Below are 16394 nucleotides of genomic sequence, written 5' to 3' on the forward strand. Positions count from 1 at the left end.
GCAGATTACCTTTTGGGTAAGGACAATACCACCTCTGTTCCTTTTCCATCGGTACTAACCACTTTAATTTCCCCATTATGTTGATTCATTATGTTTTTGGCTATCGACAAACCTAGCCCTGTTCCACCTGTCTCCCGGCTTCTAGCCTTATCCACCCGGTAAAAACGTTCGAAGATATTTTCTATTTCATTCTCAGGTATTCCAATCCCATAATCTTTTACCCTAATGACCGTAGAGTATAACTGATCCTTTACATACACATCAATTTTGTCTGCACTATATTTGATTGCGTTATCTAAAAGGATAATGATCACCTGTTTTATCTTCAATTCATCTGCTATAACCATAATGGAATCTTCTTGATAATGAAAATCTATTTCCCGATCATAGACTTCTTTGAATTGATTAAACACGTTCTGACATAAAGTTATTACATTCAATGATTTATAATCTAAAGTATTTTCCAATTCTGTATCGGCTAATTCTAGCAGCCTTTCCGTCATTTTCTGTATACGGGTTGCCTCTGAATGAATTACATTTATAACATCAAGTGCTTTCTCTTCGTTTTGTATACGACGTCTTCGCAGTAGATCAGCATAACTTTTTATAATCGTAAGCGGGGTCTTTATTTCATGAGAAGCATCCGAAATAAATTGTTTCTGTTTATCCAAATTTGCATCCAATCTGCCCATCATCCGATTGAATGTAACAGCCATTTTTTGCAGTTCATCCTTTGTTTCATGTTGAATGATGATTTTTTTTGGTATACCGCTTTGTTCAATATCCTCCATCGTATTAATCATATTGGAAATAGGTCTCATAATTACATTCGATAACCACCTGCCGCCTAGCAACGATAACCCCGCCCCTAATAGCGTACAAAATGTCAAAATGGAAAGTAATACATCCTTCCCTAATTCCAGTCCTAGTAATCTATCTCCAATTTCTAAAGTTTCAACAACTTTACCTTTAGATAGGATAGGAACCCTAACAATTAATATTTGCTCTTCTTTATGAGCTTGTCTAATTGTACTTCTTTGCGATTCTTGTTCGCTTGAAAATTCTCCTTTAAATTTGGTAATCAAATAATGGTCACTGGTTACTTCACTACTAATTTGAGAATCAGGTTGAATGATCCGTATAAATGAATGATTCGTTAAATATGTTGTTAATTTTTTTTCTATCTCTTGAGGAGAATCATCCTTTTGAATTTCAGCAATAATATTTTGCGCTTTGTGAACTAATATATCCTCTTCCATATTTACAGTAATTTTCATAAAAGAAATAAATACAACTGCATTAACGGCAACCAACACACAGAGTATCCAAGCAGTCGTGATCAGGTTAATTTTTGTAGTAATTTTCATTACTTAATTCTCCCTCACTGTATAGCCAATTCCTCTTACCGTCTGAATAATCGTTGGATCAGAAAAACCTTCTTCCGTTTTCTTTCTTAAATGACGGATATACACATCAATTACATTGGTCTCCCCCTCATACTCATAACCCCATACATTAATCAAGATATTTTCTCGTGTCACTATTTTATTTTTATTGGATAGTAAATAAACGAGTAAATCAAATTCCTTCGGGGTTAACGCTATAGAAAAATCGCCCCTGTTAACCTCCCTAGTATCGAGATTAATGAATAGATCCTTAATTGATAAGATCGATTCCTCTACTTTTGAAGCTTTGGCAGCTATTGAATTCTGACGAATACAAGAACGTATTCTTGCCAATAACTCCTCGATTTCAAAAGGCTTCGTTATATAGTCATTGGCTCCCTGATCTAGTCCCGTCACCTTATCCATCGTAATATTACGAGCTGTTAATAGGATGATTGGCAGTAAGGTGTTCTCATTTCGTATTCTTCTTAAAACTTCAATACCATTCATCTCAGGTAACATAACATCTAAAAGTATTAAATCTAATTTCCCCTGTAATGCAGTTTCCAATCCCGCTTTACCAGTATGGGCCACAAGCACTTCATACCCTTCGTACTCGAGTTCTATCTTTAATATCGTTGCTATCTGGACTTCATCTTCTACAACCAAAATACGCTGTTTCATTTAAAACCCTCCTACTTGAATGCAATATGGAAAGGAAGCCACATCCACATGTATTTATCGAATTTAGCTAGGAATATTCGTTCCATCCTAAATACAGAAAATTGTCGTCCGCTTATAATTCAATACCCTTCTATATTTGCTCCAAAGTCCTGCATTTTACTCGCTTTTACTAATTATTGAAATGCTCTTTCTACAATTTAGCATTATTTTGCTTTTAATTTCGCCTTTTAATTGATTTTTAATCCTTTTTTCAAGTTGCGTTAAGGTTGACTTGATATGGTGAATATATCGAACAAAAGAACTATCCAATAAGGTTTTATCGAAAACGAAATAAAACAAAAGAAGATAAGGAGGATTCATAAATGAATGATACAAAAAGCCCATCCATCGGGCGTCAGATGTTGAACAAGGTTCCTGAAGTCATCATTTACTTCTGGATCATCAAAATAATGGCAACCACTGTGGGCGAGACGGCCGCAGACTTCCTGATTGGAAATCTGAAATTGGGCTTGACCAACACAACTTTAATCATGAGTGTCCTTTTGATCATAACGCTTTTCTTCCAATTCAAAGCGAGTAAGTATGTGCCAAGGATTTACTGGTTTACGGTAGTGATGATTAGCGTTGTAGGCACGCTAATTACCGACAACCTCGTGGACAATCTTGGGGTCAGTCTGGTGACCACAACCATCATCTTCACAGTTGCGATGCTTGCGACGTTTGCGGCTTGGTATGCGAGTGAGAAGACACTGTCCATTCACTCTATCTACACATCCAAACGAGAAACGTTCTACTGGTTGGCCATCTTGTTCACCTTCGCCTTGGGTACCGCAGCTGGTGATCTCATAGCAGAAGGTCTCAGCATGGGCTATTGGAAGTCAGCACTTATGTTTGCGGCATTGATTGGGGTGGTGACCATCGCCCACTACGGTTTCAAACTAAATACAGTGCTTTCCTTCTGGATCGCCTACATCTTGACTCGTCCTCTCGGCGCCTCTCTTGGCGACTATCTGTCACAACCTCGTGATAAGGGAGGCCTTGGTCTAGGTACGACGGGAACCAGTTTGATCTTCCTCACAATTATCTTAGGCTTGGTATTCTATTTGACCAAAACAAGAAAAGATGAGAGCAAAGTTGTGGAGTAGAGGTAGGTCAGTTCTGATAATTCAGCTGTCCGTCACTGAACAGGTTACAGACCTCCGGGAAAAAGGACAATCTTTCCCCGATCTATCTGCTACATTTACTTGATATAGCTTTCATATTCAGGTTTCACCCTATAGATTGCACCCATGCAAGACGCACAAAAGAAAAGGCCACCAAATTGGTGGCCTTTGTTATAGAATGAATTTTATCTTTATTTTACAAAACTGCGGCATTAATTCAAATTTTCAAATCCGTATTTTTCAAAAACCTTCTTTGAATCTTTGTTTTGGAGATACTCATAAAATAGTTGGGCTTCTTTAGGATGCGAACTTTCCTTAATCACACCTACCGGATAGATAATAGGATCGTGCAAGTCTTTATCAGCCACAGAAACGATTTCTACTTTTTCTGAGCTTAAGGCATCTGTTTTATAAACAAGTCCTGCGTCCACATTTCCTGTTTCTACATATGTAAGCACTTGACGAACATCCTTAGCATAGACCAGTTTTCCTTCAATCTCTTTCCAGAGGTTTAGTTTTTCTAATGTTTGCTTTGCATATTGTCCTGCCGGTACTGACTCAGGGGTACCGATGGAAATTTTGGTAGCCTTTGTGATGTCATCTATTCTCTTGATTTCTTTATCTGATTCCTTTGGAACCACCAGCACAAGTTCATTTCCTACTAAGTCGATTCCATTTTTCTCTTCAATCAAATTTTCATCTACTAATTTATCAAATTTATCTTCTGCAGCTGAGAAAAACAGGTCAACAGGTGCTCCTTGGGATATCTGCTGCTGAAGCGCTCCAGAGGCTCCATAGTTATAATGAACTTTCACATTTGCATTCTCTTTTTCAAAAGACTTCTTTATATCATTTAAGGAATCTTGCAAACTTGCAGCTGCCGAAATCGTCAGTTCCACTTTCTCGTCAGCTTGTTGCGTCTGCTTTTCTGCGCTTTTTTCTTCATCACTTGAACACCCTGTCCCCACTATCACAAGCATCATAATCGAAAAAATCATAAGGTATATTTTTTTCAAAGTCCCTCTTCCTTCCTCACTTGTTATAACTAGTTATATCTAATTATAACTAGTATAAGTCGTATAAAAGGTTTTAATCAATGCCCTTTTTGCTGTGAATTTACTTTTTTAAGGACTCTAAGATACAATAAAGAACGGAGGGATGCACATGTCAAAAGAGCTTTCCTATACAATCGAGGAAGTGGCGCAGCTTTTAAAGGTTTCTAAATTGACAATTTATGATCTTGTTAAAAAAGGGGAACTCCCAGTATTCCGAGTGGGAAGACAGATGAGAATGGATGCAAAAGACTTGGAGTTGTATATTAATAACCATAAATCCAGTACATCCCCTGCTCCTGTTGCCGAACCCCCTGGGAACGAAGTGAAGGATTCCCTTAACCTTGTCATAAGCGGGCAAGACATGGTGTTGGATATACTAGGTCAGCACATTCAAAAGCACTCCAGCTATAAAACATTACGAGCTAACACAGGAAGTCTAAGCGGTCTTATATCCATGTACAATGGGGATTCCGACATCGTTAGTTTGCATATGTTTGATGGAGATACTGGGGAATATAATCTTCCTTATATAAAAAAGATTTTGGTCGGTTATCCTTATATTTTACTTAATCTTGTTTCAAGGAAAGCTGGTTTATACGTTAAAAAGGGAAATCCCTTTGGCCTCACAAATTGGACTGATTTAAAACATAAAGACTTGGCCATCATCAATCGGGAAAGAGGATCGGGAGCACGAATTCTTCTTGATGAGCAGCTAAGGATTCACAGAATATCTTCTAAAGATCTTAAGGGATATGAAAACGAAGAGACCAACCACTTAAGTGTGGCTTCAGCGGTTTCTGCGGGGAAAGCGGATGTGGGTGTGGGAATTGAAAAAGCTGCAAAAATCGTTGGAGTTGACTTTGTCCCATTGATTACAGAACGTTATGACCTAGTTATTTTAAAATCTCCGAAAAACGAAGAGCTCATAAGCGTTGTTAAGCGGATTTTATCATCGGATCCATTTCAAGCTGAAATCAAAGCTTTAGGCGATTATGATATTTCTCAGACAGGCTCTATCATTTACGAGACATATTAAACAGGAAGGCTACTGATTCAGCAGCCTTCCTGTTACGTATGCATCAAGCCATGTTCAATGATTTCCCACATACCGTTTTTCATTTCAAACGATTCCATTTGAAGTCACCCCACTTTGAATGCCTTTTTTCGGGTTCTTCTTTTCATATATCTTTGGCAGTTCCTAATAGAAGACTAGCATAAGAAGCCTTTTCTTACGGGGAACACAATACATCTCAGCTATAAAGGAGTTTGGGCTGTCGAGCTAGATAGGAAGGCGTACCATTTTGATCAAGGTTAAGGATCAATTTCATGACCTCCACTATTCCCTCAGGTTTCTCCAACTCTATTTCCTTATGATAGGATTCTATGGATGTGCTCCACTTTTTCATTTTTTTCTGATCTTTCAATATACTCAGCAATTGTTTTTCAAAAGGCTTTTTCTGATTAAGTTTAAATACAAGTCCTTGTTGTTTTAAATACTGCAGATTAATTTCCTCCTGCCCCGGAAGCCTAGAGTGAACAAAAATGGGAAGCCTTTTTCGCAATGCTTCGCTAATCGTGACACCGCCGGGTTTAGTAACGATTGCGTCAACCTCTTCATAAAGCCTATTCATTTCAGACCTTGATGAGATATAAGGCAATGGTTTGATATGAGGTAAGTTCCATGTTTCGATTTCTTCATACAGCTTGTTGTTATTTCCGCAAAGAACTAAATAATCAAAGTCGGTTGAAGTCTTTAACTCATCACCTAAGTTCAAAATCCCTCCCAGACCGCTATTTCCTCCGGATATCAAAATTTTGGGCCGTTCTGTGTTTTTTTGTACAGAAGCATTTTTAGTGATTTCCTCGTGCACGGGAATGCCAGTGACCATCATCGTTTGTTTTGGTATTTGACGCTTGCTCATCAGCTTCTCTTTCACTTCTCGACTAGGAAGAAAATGGGCATCTATTCCTTCGCTTCCCCACACATTATTAATGAAGAAGTCCGTGTACACATTTATTACCGGTGTGCTGCACTTCCCTTTCATCTTTAGCTGACTCAAAAGATAGGAAGGGAAGCCGTGTGTGCACACAATTAAATCAGGCTCTTCCTCTGCTATCAATTGTTCCAGCTTATTCATGAATAATTGCTGATACCATTTAAATATCCGTTCCTTTGGCGAGTGCACATAAAACAGATTCTTATAGGCAAGATTATAGGTTTCCGGCGCATAACGGATCCATGTTAGATAACTGCTTGCGATGAATTTTTCTAGAGAAGTATTGGTATAACTGATTAGATCGATTTTTTTATAAGTAATCCCATTTGAATGCTTTTTTAACATATCCATTAATGCCTCTGCAACTTGATGATGTCCCGACTGCATTCGAAAGAGAGGTAAAAACAAAATCTTCTTCATATGTGTCATCTCCTAAGAAATCATTCTAAAAATACGAAAATATATAGCACATGATATCTTCCTCATAAAATATCGTTGAACAAGTCCTTTTTCATTTCCAACGGTTTATAATAAGGAGCCGACTCAACTTTTGGACATTTGTTTTCTCTTTTTCATGTATTTGATAGTAACATATAGTACAAAAATAATTAAAAATACAACACCTAAATATGGAACATATTTGGGATTAACATCAAAAGCATCCCCCACAAAATAACCGGCCACTATTAAAGGAACGGTCCAGAGTAAAGTGCCTAATAGGGAAAATAGGAAGTATTTCCGAAAGGGTATAGATGATATCCCTGCAAAATATGGACTAATTTGTCTTATACCCGGAATATAAAATCCCAATACCAATGTTTTTTGTGCATTATTCGTATAGTTTTTCTTTGCTTTCTCCCAGCGTTCACTCGTAATCCCAATGAATCTTCCATATTTATTTATAAATGGATACCCCACATATTTTCCGCATGCATAAGCTGCAAGCATTCCGATAAAGGCGCCGAGAATTGCACACAGCATTGCTAACCCCATAGAGAGCTTACCTTGGACAGCCAACACCCCAATTAGGAATAGAAGTGATTCTTCTGGGGCAGGCACTCCCACAATGCCGAAGAATAAAAAAAGAAAAATGATCAGGTATCCATATGAATCAATAAAATGTAAAAGCGTATCTATATTCATAATACCCCCAGAATTAGTTATAAGTCTTTTAAAGTAATGAAGCGTGTTCCTTTTTCCTTACTCTCCTGCAGGTATATTTTTAACATTTCAATCATATAGCCTGGTGCCTCTTTATCCGCCCCCAAAGTTTCACCACAGTCATGAAGCAACAGGATGGAACCTTCCGTCGAAGTGCTTCGCAGTTGATCAAGCAGAGTATTTTTGCAATTTTCCGCCTTCCAATCCCCGAAAATGCCGGACCACATTATCACTCTATATTTCTTACTGAAAAGTGGGGTAAATAGATTAAAATGGCCCCATGGCGGTCTATAAAAAACAACCTTTTCATTCGTAACTTCATTTATCGCCTTTTCAGTCATTTCCAACTGTTTCCGTAGATGGATTGGTGATAGCACCCAACTTGAAACATGATGAAAATGATGGATACCGATAGTATGTCCCTCTTCATGCATTCTTTTAATAATCTCAGGATTACTTTTCACTTTACTGCCAACAACAAAAAAAGTGGCCTTTATCTCAAACTCTTTTAAAAGATCAAGTAATTTTATTGTATATTCAGGGTTTGGGCCATCATCGAAAGTTAGCGCAATCCCATTATTCGAATTGATTTTCTTTGTTATTCCCAGACTGCATACACGAATAAGCACCGTTGGGATAATCGTATAAAAGATTAATAGCAATAATAAAATAATAAAACTAATCAGCCATATATGCATCACACAAAACTATCCTCTCATTATTGATATTACCAATACTGATCCTTTCCCTTTATCATAATCATTTACCACAATGCAGCAAATATTATTGTATTCAGTTAATTCATTAAAAAACCTCTTCTTACAATTTAGCATTTTTTTTTTATTATTTTCACTTATCAATTATTTTTTTATTTTTGTAAAGATTGACAGACCAATAGCCTAGCCAGCTTACAGCAAAATCATAAAACACCCAGACTATAGAAGAAAACGGGTTCCCCTGCAGGTTTTTTCTTGAAAAGGGTTCAGTTGATTTCAGAAATCCGCTCCCTTTCCGCCGACTGTCTGCCAAGCCTCCTCACCGCAAGCAGCTACGGGGTCTTGGCTAGCCAGTTTTTCGGCAGGAGTGTCGCAAATTTCTTCAATCCAATGAGGATTACAGGAAAAAAACATTAAGTATAAACTGGCCTTGTTTTATTATCATGGTTCGGGGTGAGATCAATCCGAACCTCCTTTTGTCGAAAAATGGGTTTCTATCTGAATTTTTTAAACAAAGTTGATTGGAACGGAGGGTACGAGACTCCTGCGGGAAATGCGTAGCCAGGGGAGACCCCACAGGCGCAAAGCGCCGAGGAGGCTCCCGAATCGCCCACGGAAAGCGAGTGCCTGGAGAGGAAATCAACATTCTATATTAACAAACCCTTCAAAAAAACATTCCGTTCATTTCTTCAATCCAATAAGTTTACCTGCAGATTTTTTTCAAAAACATTCCAGTTGATTGGAACGGAAGGCGCGAGACTCCTGCGGGAAATGCGTAGCCAGGGGAGACCCCACAGGCGCAAAGCGCCGAGGAGGCTCCCGGATCGCCCACGGAAAGCGAGTGCCTGGAGAGGAAATCAACATTCTATATTAACAAACCCTTCAAAAAAACATTCCGTTCATTTCTTCAATCCAATAAGTTTACCTGCAGATTTTTTTCAAAAACATTCCAGTTGATTGGAACGGAAGGCGCGAGACTCCTGCGGGAAATGCGTAGCCAGTGGAGACCCCACAGGCGCAAAGCGCCGAGGAGGCTCCCGGACCGCCCGCGGAAAGCAAGTGCCTGGAGTGGAAATCAACATTCTATATTAACAAACCCTCAAAAAAAAACATTCCTTTCATTTCTTCAATCAAATAAGTTTACCTGCAGATTTTTTTCTAAAACATTACAGTTGATTGGAACGGAAGGCGCGAGACTCCTGCGGGAAATGCGAGGCCAGGGGAGACCCCATAGGCGCAAAGCGCCGAGGAGGCTCCCGGACCGCCCGCGGAAAGCGAGTGCCTGGAGTGGAAATCAACATTCTATATTAACAAACCCTCAAAAAAAAAACATTCAGGTTCATTTCTTCAATCCAATAAGGGTCTCATAAGACAGTATTTTATAGACAAACTGAAAAAAACACCCTGAGGGTGTTTTTTAAAGAAATCCAATTAAAGAGCACATTCTTCAATTTCAAATCCAAGGTCTTCGATGATTCCCCAATCGGCTGTGGGTTCTTGACCGGCTGTCGTTAAATAATCGCCGACGAAGATGGAATTGGCTGCATAAAGTGCCATAGGCTGCACGGAACGGAGATTGACCTCACGACCGCCGGCCAGACGGATTTCTTTACTTGGATTAACGAATCTCATCATCGAAATCAATTTCAGGCATTTAGTGGGGGTCAACTCGGAAGTACCCTCAAGCGGCGTTCCATCAATTGCATTGAGAAAATTACAAGGAATGGAATCTGCATCAAGGCTTCGTAAGGATAGGGCGATTTCCACCGCTTCCGCCTCGGATTCCCCCATACCGAAAATGGCACCAGAACATGGGGACATTCCGGCATCCTTCACAGCTTCAACTGTATCTACCCGGTCTTCATATGTATGTGTCGATGTAATTTTGCTGTAGTTTTCCTGTGATGTATTCAAGTTGTGGTTGTAGCGATGAACGCCTGCTTCCGCCAGTTTGCCGGCATGTTCCTCATTCAGGAAACCTAAACAGCAGCAGATTTTAAGATCCGTCGTTTCGCGGATTTCTTTTACCGCATCAATGACATGATCGATTTCCCTGTTGGTAGGACGTCGGCCGGACGCAACGATGCAATAAGTACCCGCTTTGCGACGAATTGATTCTTGCGCTCCCTCGACAATCTTTTCTTTAGTCAGCCAAGCATATTTATCGATTGGGGCTTCAGAAACGATCGACTGCGAGCAGTAGCCGCAATCTTCGGGACATAATCCTGACTTCGTATTGATGATCATATTCAATTTAACCTTTTTCCCATAATGGTGCTTACGTATGAGATAGGCCGCATTCAGAATTTCCAAAACCTCTTCGTCTGGGGCTTGTACGATGGATAATGCCTCTTCCTCCGTCACTTTATATCCTTTGATAACGTTCTCCGCCAACATCTTCCAATCCCTAACCAATGTTTCCAAACCTAATCCCTCTTTTCTTTTAATGTTCTATATTCCTTCCCACGAATCCTCCGCGATTAATTACCTGGATCCTTGGAACGGATTGGATCATTTTGCACACTCAAGACAAAATAAAACTTTTAATATGTTAACCTTTAATATTTTAAGTTAACATATCGATTGAATAATAACATACATACAAAATATTATTCAATGGTCTTTTTTCAATATTTTCCTAGTCTGTCCTTTAAATCCTAGGAAAGATGGCATTTCATATGTTAACTAAATATATAAATTAGTTGACATATAAAATGAGAATCAGGCAAACTAATAGTGGGCATTCTACCAGCCATTTCTAAAAAGGAGGTTGAAAACTTGAAAGCAAGGACGATTTCTTATGTGGCCCTTTTTACCGCGTTAACTGCCATTGGCGCCTTTATTAAGATACCTATCCCTTACATACCATTTACACTGCAAATTCTGGCAGTCTATTTGGCAGGCGCATTATTGGGGCCACGGCTTGGGATGCTCAGTCAGTTATGCTACGTCTTGATCGGACTTATCGGGGTGCCCGTGTTTGCTGAAGGCGGGGGATTCGGCTACATATTCAAACCCACTTTCGGATATTTACTCGGATATATACTGGGGGCCTATGTAAATGGATGGCTGATCAACCGGTTTTCCCTCTCCACGATTCGTTCCATATTCTTTGCTAATGCCGCCTCTTTGCTGACAGTTTACTTTTTCGGCTGCATCTGGCTGTATGGTGCGATGAAGTGGATTGTGGAAACGCCGCTTTCAATCAACCAAACGATTCTCTACGGCTTCTTATTACCTGTACCCGGTGATTTAATGCTATGCATTCTATGTGCTGTCATCATTCAACAAGTACGTCCACGCATTGCAAAATATATAAACGTAAAGGAGCTGAATCATCCATGGGCCAAGCCTACTTTATAACTGGAACTGGCACGGATATTGGAAAAACCATCGTCACGAGTGCGCTCTATCTATCGCTTCAAACATTGGGAAAAAGCGTCACGATCTTCAAGCCATTTCAAACTGGAATCAATGAGGAAAATAATACATACCCGGATATATCTTGGTTTGAGCAGGAACTCGGTGTAAAGGAATCAGGGTTTTACACACTGGAGCCCGAAACCTCCCCACATTTGGCAATTAAATTAACTGGTAGTCAAATCGATGAGAAGAAAGTCGTGGAAAGGGTTCATGAACTTGAAGAAATGTATGACATCGTATTAGTCGAGGGCGCTGGCGGATTAGCTGTGCCGCTCATTGAACGGACGGAAGGTTTCTATATGACAGCGGATTTCATAAGGGATTGTGGCATGCCTGTCCTCTTCGTATCCACTAGCGGTTTAGGGGCGATTCATGATGTCGTGACGACCCATTCTTATGCCCAAGTCCATGATATAAACGTGAAAACCATTTTGTATAATCATTACCGGCCAGAAGATCGGATTCATCAAGACAATATCGAAACCATTGAAAAGCTGACTGGGCTGAATGGTCTCGCCTGCATCCCAACAATGGCCGATGTCAGAAAAGACTTGAGGAACTGCATCCTTGATTTGCTTGGTGATCAAAATTATACCCAACAACTGAAAGAGGTGTTCAAAGCATGAACAGTCAGGATTTAGAACAATGGGATAAGGAATATGTATGGCATCCGTTCACGCAAATGAAAACGTATCGGGAAAGTAAACCGCTGATCATCGAGCGCGGCGAAGGCAGCTACCTGATTGATGTGGATGGCAAACGCTACCTCGACGGCTATGCTTCATTATGGGTGAATGTGCACGGGCATAACGAGCCGGAATTAAACGGCGCCCTTATTGAACAAGTGAATAAAGTCGCGCACTCCACGCTGCTTGGATCTGCGAATGTACCATCGATCTTACTGGCAAAAAAACTGGCAGAGATCACTCCTGGTTCTTTATCGAAAGTCTTCTACTCCGACACGGGATCTGCCGCTGTGGAAATTGCTCTTAAAGTCGCTTATCAATATTGGCAGAATATCGATCCCGTCAAGCATCAGAATAAAAACAAATTCGTCTCACTTGACGAAGCATACCACGGCGATACTGTCGGAGCTGTGAGTGTGGGCGGCATGGATCTATACCATAGAATCTTTAAGCCCCTCTTATTTCAACGGATCTCCGCCCCTTCACCATATGCCTATCACATGACTGAGTATGGGGATCAAGAAGCCGTGAAAAACCATTGCTTGAAGGAACTGGAGAAGTTACTGCAAGAACAATCAGAGGAAATTGCAGGATTGATCATTGAACCGCTGGTACAGGGAGCAGCAGGCATCATAACCCATCCCCAGGGCTTTTTGAAAGAGGTCGAACAATTATGCAAAAAGTACAATATCCTCTTAATTTGTGACGAGGTGGCCGTAGGGTTCGGTCGCACCGGTACAATGTTTGCCTGCGAACAGGAAGATGTCGTCCCCGATATCATGTGTATGGGCAAAGGGATCACTGGGGGATATATGCCACTCGCAGCCACCATCATGAACGAGCAGATCTTTCAATCCTTTTTGGGAGAACGGGAAGAACATAAAACCTTCTATCACGGCCACACCTATACAGGAAACCAGCTAGCCTGTGCACTGGCCCTGAAGAATATCGAGCTGATGGAAAGCCGCAATCTCATTAAAGACATCCAGAAAAAATCTAACTATCTATCACAAAGACTGCAAGCGCTATACGAACTTCCGATCGTCGGTGATATTCGCCAGCGCGGCTTCATGATTGGAGTGGAAATCGTTAAAGACCGTGAAACAAAAGAAACGTTCACCCTCCAAGAGAACGTCGTTTCCGGGATTATCCATACAGCACGGGAAAATGGCCTGATCATCCGGGAACTTGGTCCAGTCATCACGATGATGCCGATCCTTTCCATGTCAGAAAAAGAACTCGATTTCATGGTCGAAACCGTCTACCGTGCCATCCAGGAAGTCTCCATTCATAAAGGATTGATTCCAGCAGCAAACTGATTCAAAAAAGGAACCGGAAGAGCAGGGCTCATCCGGTTTCTTCCTCTTCCCTTTACTCTCCCTTTCCGCCGACTGCCTGCCAAGCCTCATCAAAGCAAGCGCCTGTGGGGTCTCGGCTATCCAGTTTTTTGGCAGGAGTGTCACATATTTCTTCAATTTAATGTGGCTTTATAAAACAGGAAAAAACCATGAAGTATAACCTAGTCCTGTTTTAAAATCACGTTTGGGATTAGACCATTTAGAAGTCACTTTGTAAAAAAAGGGTTTCCATCAAAATTTTAAAACAAAGTTGATTGGAGCGGGTGTTCGAGACTCCTGCGGGAGAAGCGCGTCCAAGGGAGACCCCACAGGCGCGAAGAGCGCCGAGGAGGCTCCCGGACCGCCCGCGGAAAGCGAGTGCCTGGAGTGGAAATTGCTGTATTTTTCATTCTTTAAATAAAAAATCATTTCCTTATTATGGTATTATTTACATAAGATATTTGAGGAGGTTACAAAATGATGTTGGGAGTACCATTCCTGGTTGCTTGTGTCCCTGGAATGTTAGTAATACTTTTGGCGTGGTGGTTTAAGAAATTACATTTTTCTTTATTTATAAGGCTTTTACCAGCTATATTAACCGTAATAACTTCAATTATTTTGTTTTACATTGGTTTTGCGAACATTAGAGGGTTTGAAGGAGCTGGATATGGAATACTGGCTTTCTTTTTACTTCCCTTTGCAATTGTGGCTTCAATTATTGCGAGTAAAAACAGAGGTGTGCAAAGATAGAGTTAAATTTAAATGACTATGAAAATAGGAATATATACAAAGACTAAACGAATAAAAGACCAATTGCCGAAATGAAAAATAGCCGGATATGTTGGGCGTTTGCCCCCTCCACCCGTGTTATTCAATAGCTACATGCAATAATGCAATTGAAAAAATGCTAAGTTGGACCAGCTCGTTCTATAGTTAGAAGGAATGAAATAATAATAAAAAAGATGACCCCGTTTAATTCGGAGGTCATCTTTTTTTTGCTGCTGGCTAAGTGTTAGCGAATGCCTTTCATGTAACCTTGAATCTTTGGAGATAAGACCATAAGGATCAGTCCAAGGACCATTGAAGCAACACCGATCACGCCAAAATAAGCCATTTCGGTTTGAGGTGTGTAGAATCTGACGATTTGTGCGTTCAGTGCTTGTGCTGCTGCACTTGCCAGGAACCAAAGGCTCATCGTTTGTGCCGAGAATGCGGCAGGAGCCAATTTTGTAGTTGCTGAAAGTCCAACAGGAGATAAACAAAGTTCTCCAAGTACTACAAGGAAATAGCTAAGTACAAGCCATAGCGGATTGACTGATGCGTCCGATCCACCGAAATAAACAGGAAGCAGGATCACCAGGAATGATAAACCGGCGAACAATAAGCCTATTGAGAATTTTTGAGGAATGGTCGGCTGACGCTTTCCTAGTTTAATCCATAACCATGCGAACACTGGTGCAAGGGTGATGATGAACAAAGGGTTCAAAGATTGGAACCATGCCGGGTTTATTTTTAGTCCAGCAAAATTCAACTGTGTCCGTTTGTCTGCATAGCTTGCTAATATAGTTGCACCTTGCTCTTGAATCGCCCAGAACATGACAGCTGCTATAAACAAAGGAATATAGGCAATCAAGCGTGAACGTTCAACAGAAGTTGTTTTAGGGCTGCGATACATGAAAATGAAATAAAGGGTCGGAATAACGATCCCTAGGATACCTACAAGATTAATAAAGGTTTGAATCGTTAAGATGCCTTTAGCGGCAGTAATGCCGACGATGGCAGCTATGATAAGTGCAGCTATCCCCAATTTAGTGAATACGCGTTTCTTTTCATTCTGTGATAATGGGTTAGCAGGAAGAGTTCCAGCAAGGCCCAGGTTCTTTTTCTTTGTAGCAACAAAGACGATGAGTCCAATTAGCATACCAATTGCCGCAAGTCCAAAACCAAGATGGAAGCTGTAGTCCATTCCGACTGTACCGACAACAAAAGGTGAAAGGAATGCACCCATGTTGATACCCATATAGAATATACTGAAACCGGAATCCCGGCGTTCGTCATTTTCCGCGTAAATTTCACCGACAATGCTGGAAACATTCGGTTTTAATAAACCAGTACCAAGAACAATGAGTACCATGGAAACAAAGAATATGGAGAGACTGCCTGGTACAGCAAGGACAATATGCCCGAGCATGATCAAGATACCACCGTAAAATACGGCTTTGGAAGTCCCGAAGATCCTATCGGCAAGCCATCCGCCAATTATACCTGACATATATACTAAAGATCCGTAAATGGATACAAGGGCAAGGGCTGTGGGTTCATCAAGACCTAGTCCCCCTTTAGAAACTTCGTAATACATATAGTAAACAAGAATTGCCTTCATGCCATAATAGGAGAAACGCTCCCAGAACTCAGTAAAGAAAAGGGTGAATAATCCTTTAGGGTTTCCAAAAAAACCTTTTTGAGGTACACTATCCACAATTTTCTGTTTATTTATCGTTGCCATACCTAGCCCTCCTTTTATTATTGTATAATAACTTTTATTTTCTCTATTGTAAATAAATATTTAGTATATTTAAATAATTAATTTCAAAATAAATAGAAGAGGGTTGCCACCATTCAAGCCAAAGACCGGATTTCGAAGTTAAAAACACCCCATATAGTCTAATAGAGAGCTGCCATCAAAGATATATTGCCCTAACTTCAACAATGGTATTACGTTTCATATCATGCACATGCAATGAGAATCGGAAAAATAGCGAGAACCATTTTTTAAAAAAACAACTT

The 16394-nt window shown here is 40.3% G+C and carries 15 protein-coding genes; 6 read left to right on the forward strand and 9 right to left on the reverse strand.

The window, feature by feature from the left end; all coding sequences use genetic code 11:
• Nucleotides 1-5: 5 nt before the first annotated feature.
• Nucleotides 6-1367 carry a sensor histidine kinase gene (locus tag J7J00_RS09240; RefSeq protein WP_214790080.1) on the reverse strand — a complete coding sequence of 454 codons (1362 nt, stop codon included), beginning with the start codon at nt 1365-1367 and terminating at the stop codon, nt 6-8.
• Between the two features lie 3 nt (nt 1368-1370).
• The gene (locus J7J00_RS09245; protein WP_214790082.1) at nt 1371-2069 is read right to left on the reverse strand and encodes a response regulator transcription factor; all 699 of its coding nucleotides are present in this window, start codon (nt 2067-2069) and stop codon (nt 1371-1373) included.
• A 362-nt stretch (nt 2070-2431) separates the two neighbouring features.
• Between J7J00_RS09245 and J7J00_RS09250 the strand changes: the two genes are divergently transcribed.
• On the forward strand, nt 2432-3214 hold the full coding sequence (locus tag J7J00_RS09250; RefSeq protein WP_214790084.1) for a COG4705 family protein: 783 nt from the start codon (nt 2432-2434) through the stop codon (nt 3212-3214).
• Nucleotides 3215-3444: 230 nt separating this feature from the next.
• Here J7J00_RS09250 and modA read toward each other — a convergent pair whose 3' ends face one another.
• Nucleotides 3445-4248, reverse strand: coding sequence for a molybdate ABC transporter substrate-binding protein (modA, locus tag J7J00_RS09255; RefSeq protein WP_214790086.1), 804 nt, complete (start codon nt 4246-4248; stop codon nt 3445-3447).
• Between the two features lie 148 nt (nt 4249-4396).
• On the opposite strand from modA, the gene J7J00_RS09260 reads away from it, so the two are divergent.
• Nucleotides 4397-5323 carry a helix-turn-helix transcriptional regulator gene (locus tag J7J00_RS09260; RefSeq protein WP_214790088.1) on the forward strand — a complete coding sequence of 309 codons (927 nt, stop codon included), beginning with the start codon at nt 4397-4399 and terminating at the stop codon, nt 5321-5323.
• A 214-nt stretch (nt 5324-5537) separates the two neighbouring features.
• On the opposite strand, the gene J7J00_RS09265 is transcribed toward J7J00_RS09260, so the two are convergent.
• The 5 genes from J7J00_RS09265 to bioB form a co-directional block, all read right to left on the reverse strand.
• On the reverse strand, nt 5538-6704 hold the full coding sequence (locus tag J7J00_RS09265) for an MGDG synthase family glycosyltransferase (protein ID WP_214790090.1): 1167 nt from the start codon (nt 6702-6704) through the stop codon (nt 5538-5540).
• A gap of 123 nt (nt 6705-6827) precedes the next feature.
• Nucleotides 6828-7427 carry a DedA family protein gene (locus tag J7J00_RS09270; protein WP_214790092.1) on the reverse strand — a complete coding sequence of 200 codons (600 nt, stop codon included), beginning with the start codon at nt 7425-7427 and terminating at the stop codon, nt 6828-6830.
• 17 nt (nt 7428-7444) lie between these two features.
• Nucleotides 7445-8143 carry a polysaccharide deacetylase family protein gene (locus tag J7J00_RS09275; protein ID WP_214790140.1) on the reverse strand — a complete coding sequence of 233 codons (699 nt, stop codon included), beginning with the start codon at nt 8141-8143 and terminating at the stop codon, nt 7445-7447.
• 294 nt (nt 8144-8437) lie between these two features.
• Complete coding sequence (locus J7J00_RS09280; RefSeq protein ID WP_214790094.1) at nt 8438-8575, reverse strand: hypothetical protein; 138 nt, start codon at nt 8573-8575, stop codon at nt 8438-8440.
• A gap of 1017 nt (nt 8576-9592) precedes the next feature.
• Nucleotides 9593-10558 carry a biotin synthase BioB gene (gene bioB / locus J7J00_RS09285; RefSeq protein WP_286201265.1) on the reverse strand — a complete coding sequence of 322 codons (966 nt, stop codon included), beginning with the start codon at nt 10556-10558 and terminating at the stop codon, nt 9593-9595.
• 381 nt (nt 10559-10939) lie between these two features.
• Between bioB and J7J00_RS09290 the strand changes: the two genes are divergently transcribed.
• The 4 genes from J7J00_RS09290 (at nt 10940) to J7J00_RS09305 (ending at nt 14357) form a co-directional block, all read left to right on the forward strand.
• A complete protein-coding gene (locus tag J7J00_RS09290) occupies nt 10940-11524 on the forward strand; it encodes a biotin transporter BioY (protein ID WP_214790098.1) in 585 nt (194 codons plus the stop codon).
• The gene (gene bioD / locus J7J00_RS09295; protein WP_214790100.1) at nt 11503-12210 is read left to right on the forward strand and encodes a dethiobiotin synthase; all 708 of its coding nucleotides are present in this window, start codon (nt 11503-11505) and stop codon (nt 12208-12210) included. The genes J7J00_RS09290 and bioD overlap by 22 nt, the downstream gene beginning before the upstream one ends.
• Nucleotides 12207-13589, forward strand: coding sequence for an adenosylmethionine--8-amino-7-oxononanoate transaminase (bioA, locus tag J7J00_RS09300; protein WP_214790102.1), 1383 nt, complete (start codon nt 12207-12209; stop codon nt 13587-13589). Before bioD ends, bioA begins: the two co-directional genes overlap by 4 nt.
• Nucleotides 13590-14084: 495 nt before the next feature.
• Nucleotides 14085-14357, forward strand: a complete 273-nt coding sequence (locus J7J00_RS09305) for a YesK family protein (protein ID WP_214790104.1) — start codon at nt 14085-14087, stop codon at nt 14355-14357.
• A gap of 262 nt (nt 14358-14619) precedes the next feature.
• Here J7J00_RS09305 and J7J00_RS09310 read toward each other — a convergent pair whose 3' ends face one another.
• Complete coding sequence (locus tag J7J00_RS09310; RefSeq protein ID WP_214790106.1) at nt 14620-16113, reverse strand: peptide MFS transporter; 1494 nt, start codon at nt 16111-16113, stop codon at nt 14620-14622.
• Between the last annotated feature and the right edge of the window lie 281 nt (nt 16114-16394).

Source organism: Bacillus sp. ISL-4 (assembly GCF_018613275.1).
GTDB classification, from domain to species: domain Bacteria; phylum Bacillota; class Bacilli; order Bacillales; family DSM-1321; genus Peribacillus; species Peribacillus simplex_E.

Bases quoted from the DNA above. Each gene is read 5' to 3' on its own strand.
- J7J00_RS09265 (WP_214790090.1), bottom strand. From the start codon at position 6,704: ATGAAGAAGATTTTGTTTTTACCTCTCTTTCGAATGCAGTCGGGACAT.
- J7J00_RS09250 (WP_214790084.1), top strand. From the start codon at position 2,432: ATGAATGATACAAAAAGCCCATCCATCGGGCGTCAGATGTTGAACAAG.
- bioB (WP_286201265.1), bottom strand. From the start codon at position 10,558: ATGTTGGCGGAGAACGTTATCAAAGGATATAAAGTGACGGAGGAAGAG.
- J7J00_RS09310 (WP_214790106.1), bottom strand. From the start codon at position 16,113: ATGGCAACGATAAATAAACAGAAAATTGTGGATAGTGTACCTCAAAAA.
- J7J00_RS09260 (WP_214790088.1), top strand. From the start codon at position 4,397: ATGTCAAAAGAGCTTTCCTATACAATCGAGGAAGTGGCGCAGCTTTTA.
- J7J00_RS09280 (WP_214790094.1), bottom strand. From the start codon at position 8,575: ATGTTTTTTTCCTGTAATCCTCATTGGATTGAAGAAATTTGCGACACT.
- J7J00_RS09270 (WP_214790092.1), bottom strand. From the start codon at position 7,427: ATGAATATAGATACGCTTTTACATTTTATTGATTCATATGGATACCTG.
- bioD (WP_214790100.1), top strand. From the start codon at position 11,503: ATGGGCCAAGCCTACTTTATAACTGGAACTGGCACGGATATTGGAAAA.
- J7J00_RS09275 (WP_214790140.1), bottom strand. From the start codon at position 8,143: ATGCATATATGGCTGATTAGTTTTATTATTTTATTATTGCTATTAATC.
- J7J00_RS09305 (WP_214790104.1), top strand. From the start codon at position 14,085: ATGATGTTGGGAGTACCATTCCTGGTTGCTTGTGTCCCTGGAATGTTA.
- bioA (WP_214790102.1), top strand. From the start codon at position 12,207: ATGAACAGTCAGGATTTAGAACAATGGGATAAGGAATATGTATGGCAT.
- J7J00_RS09245 (WP_214790082.1), bottom strand. From the start codon at position 2,069: ATGAAACAGCGTATTTTGGTTGTAGAAGATGAAGTCCAGATAGCAACG.
- J7J00_RS09240 (WP_214790080.1), bottom strand. From the start codon at position 1,367: ATGAAAATTACTACAAAAATTAACCTGATCACGACTGCTTGGATACTC.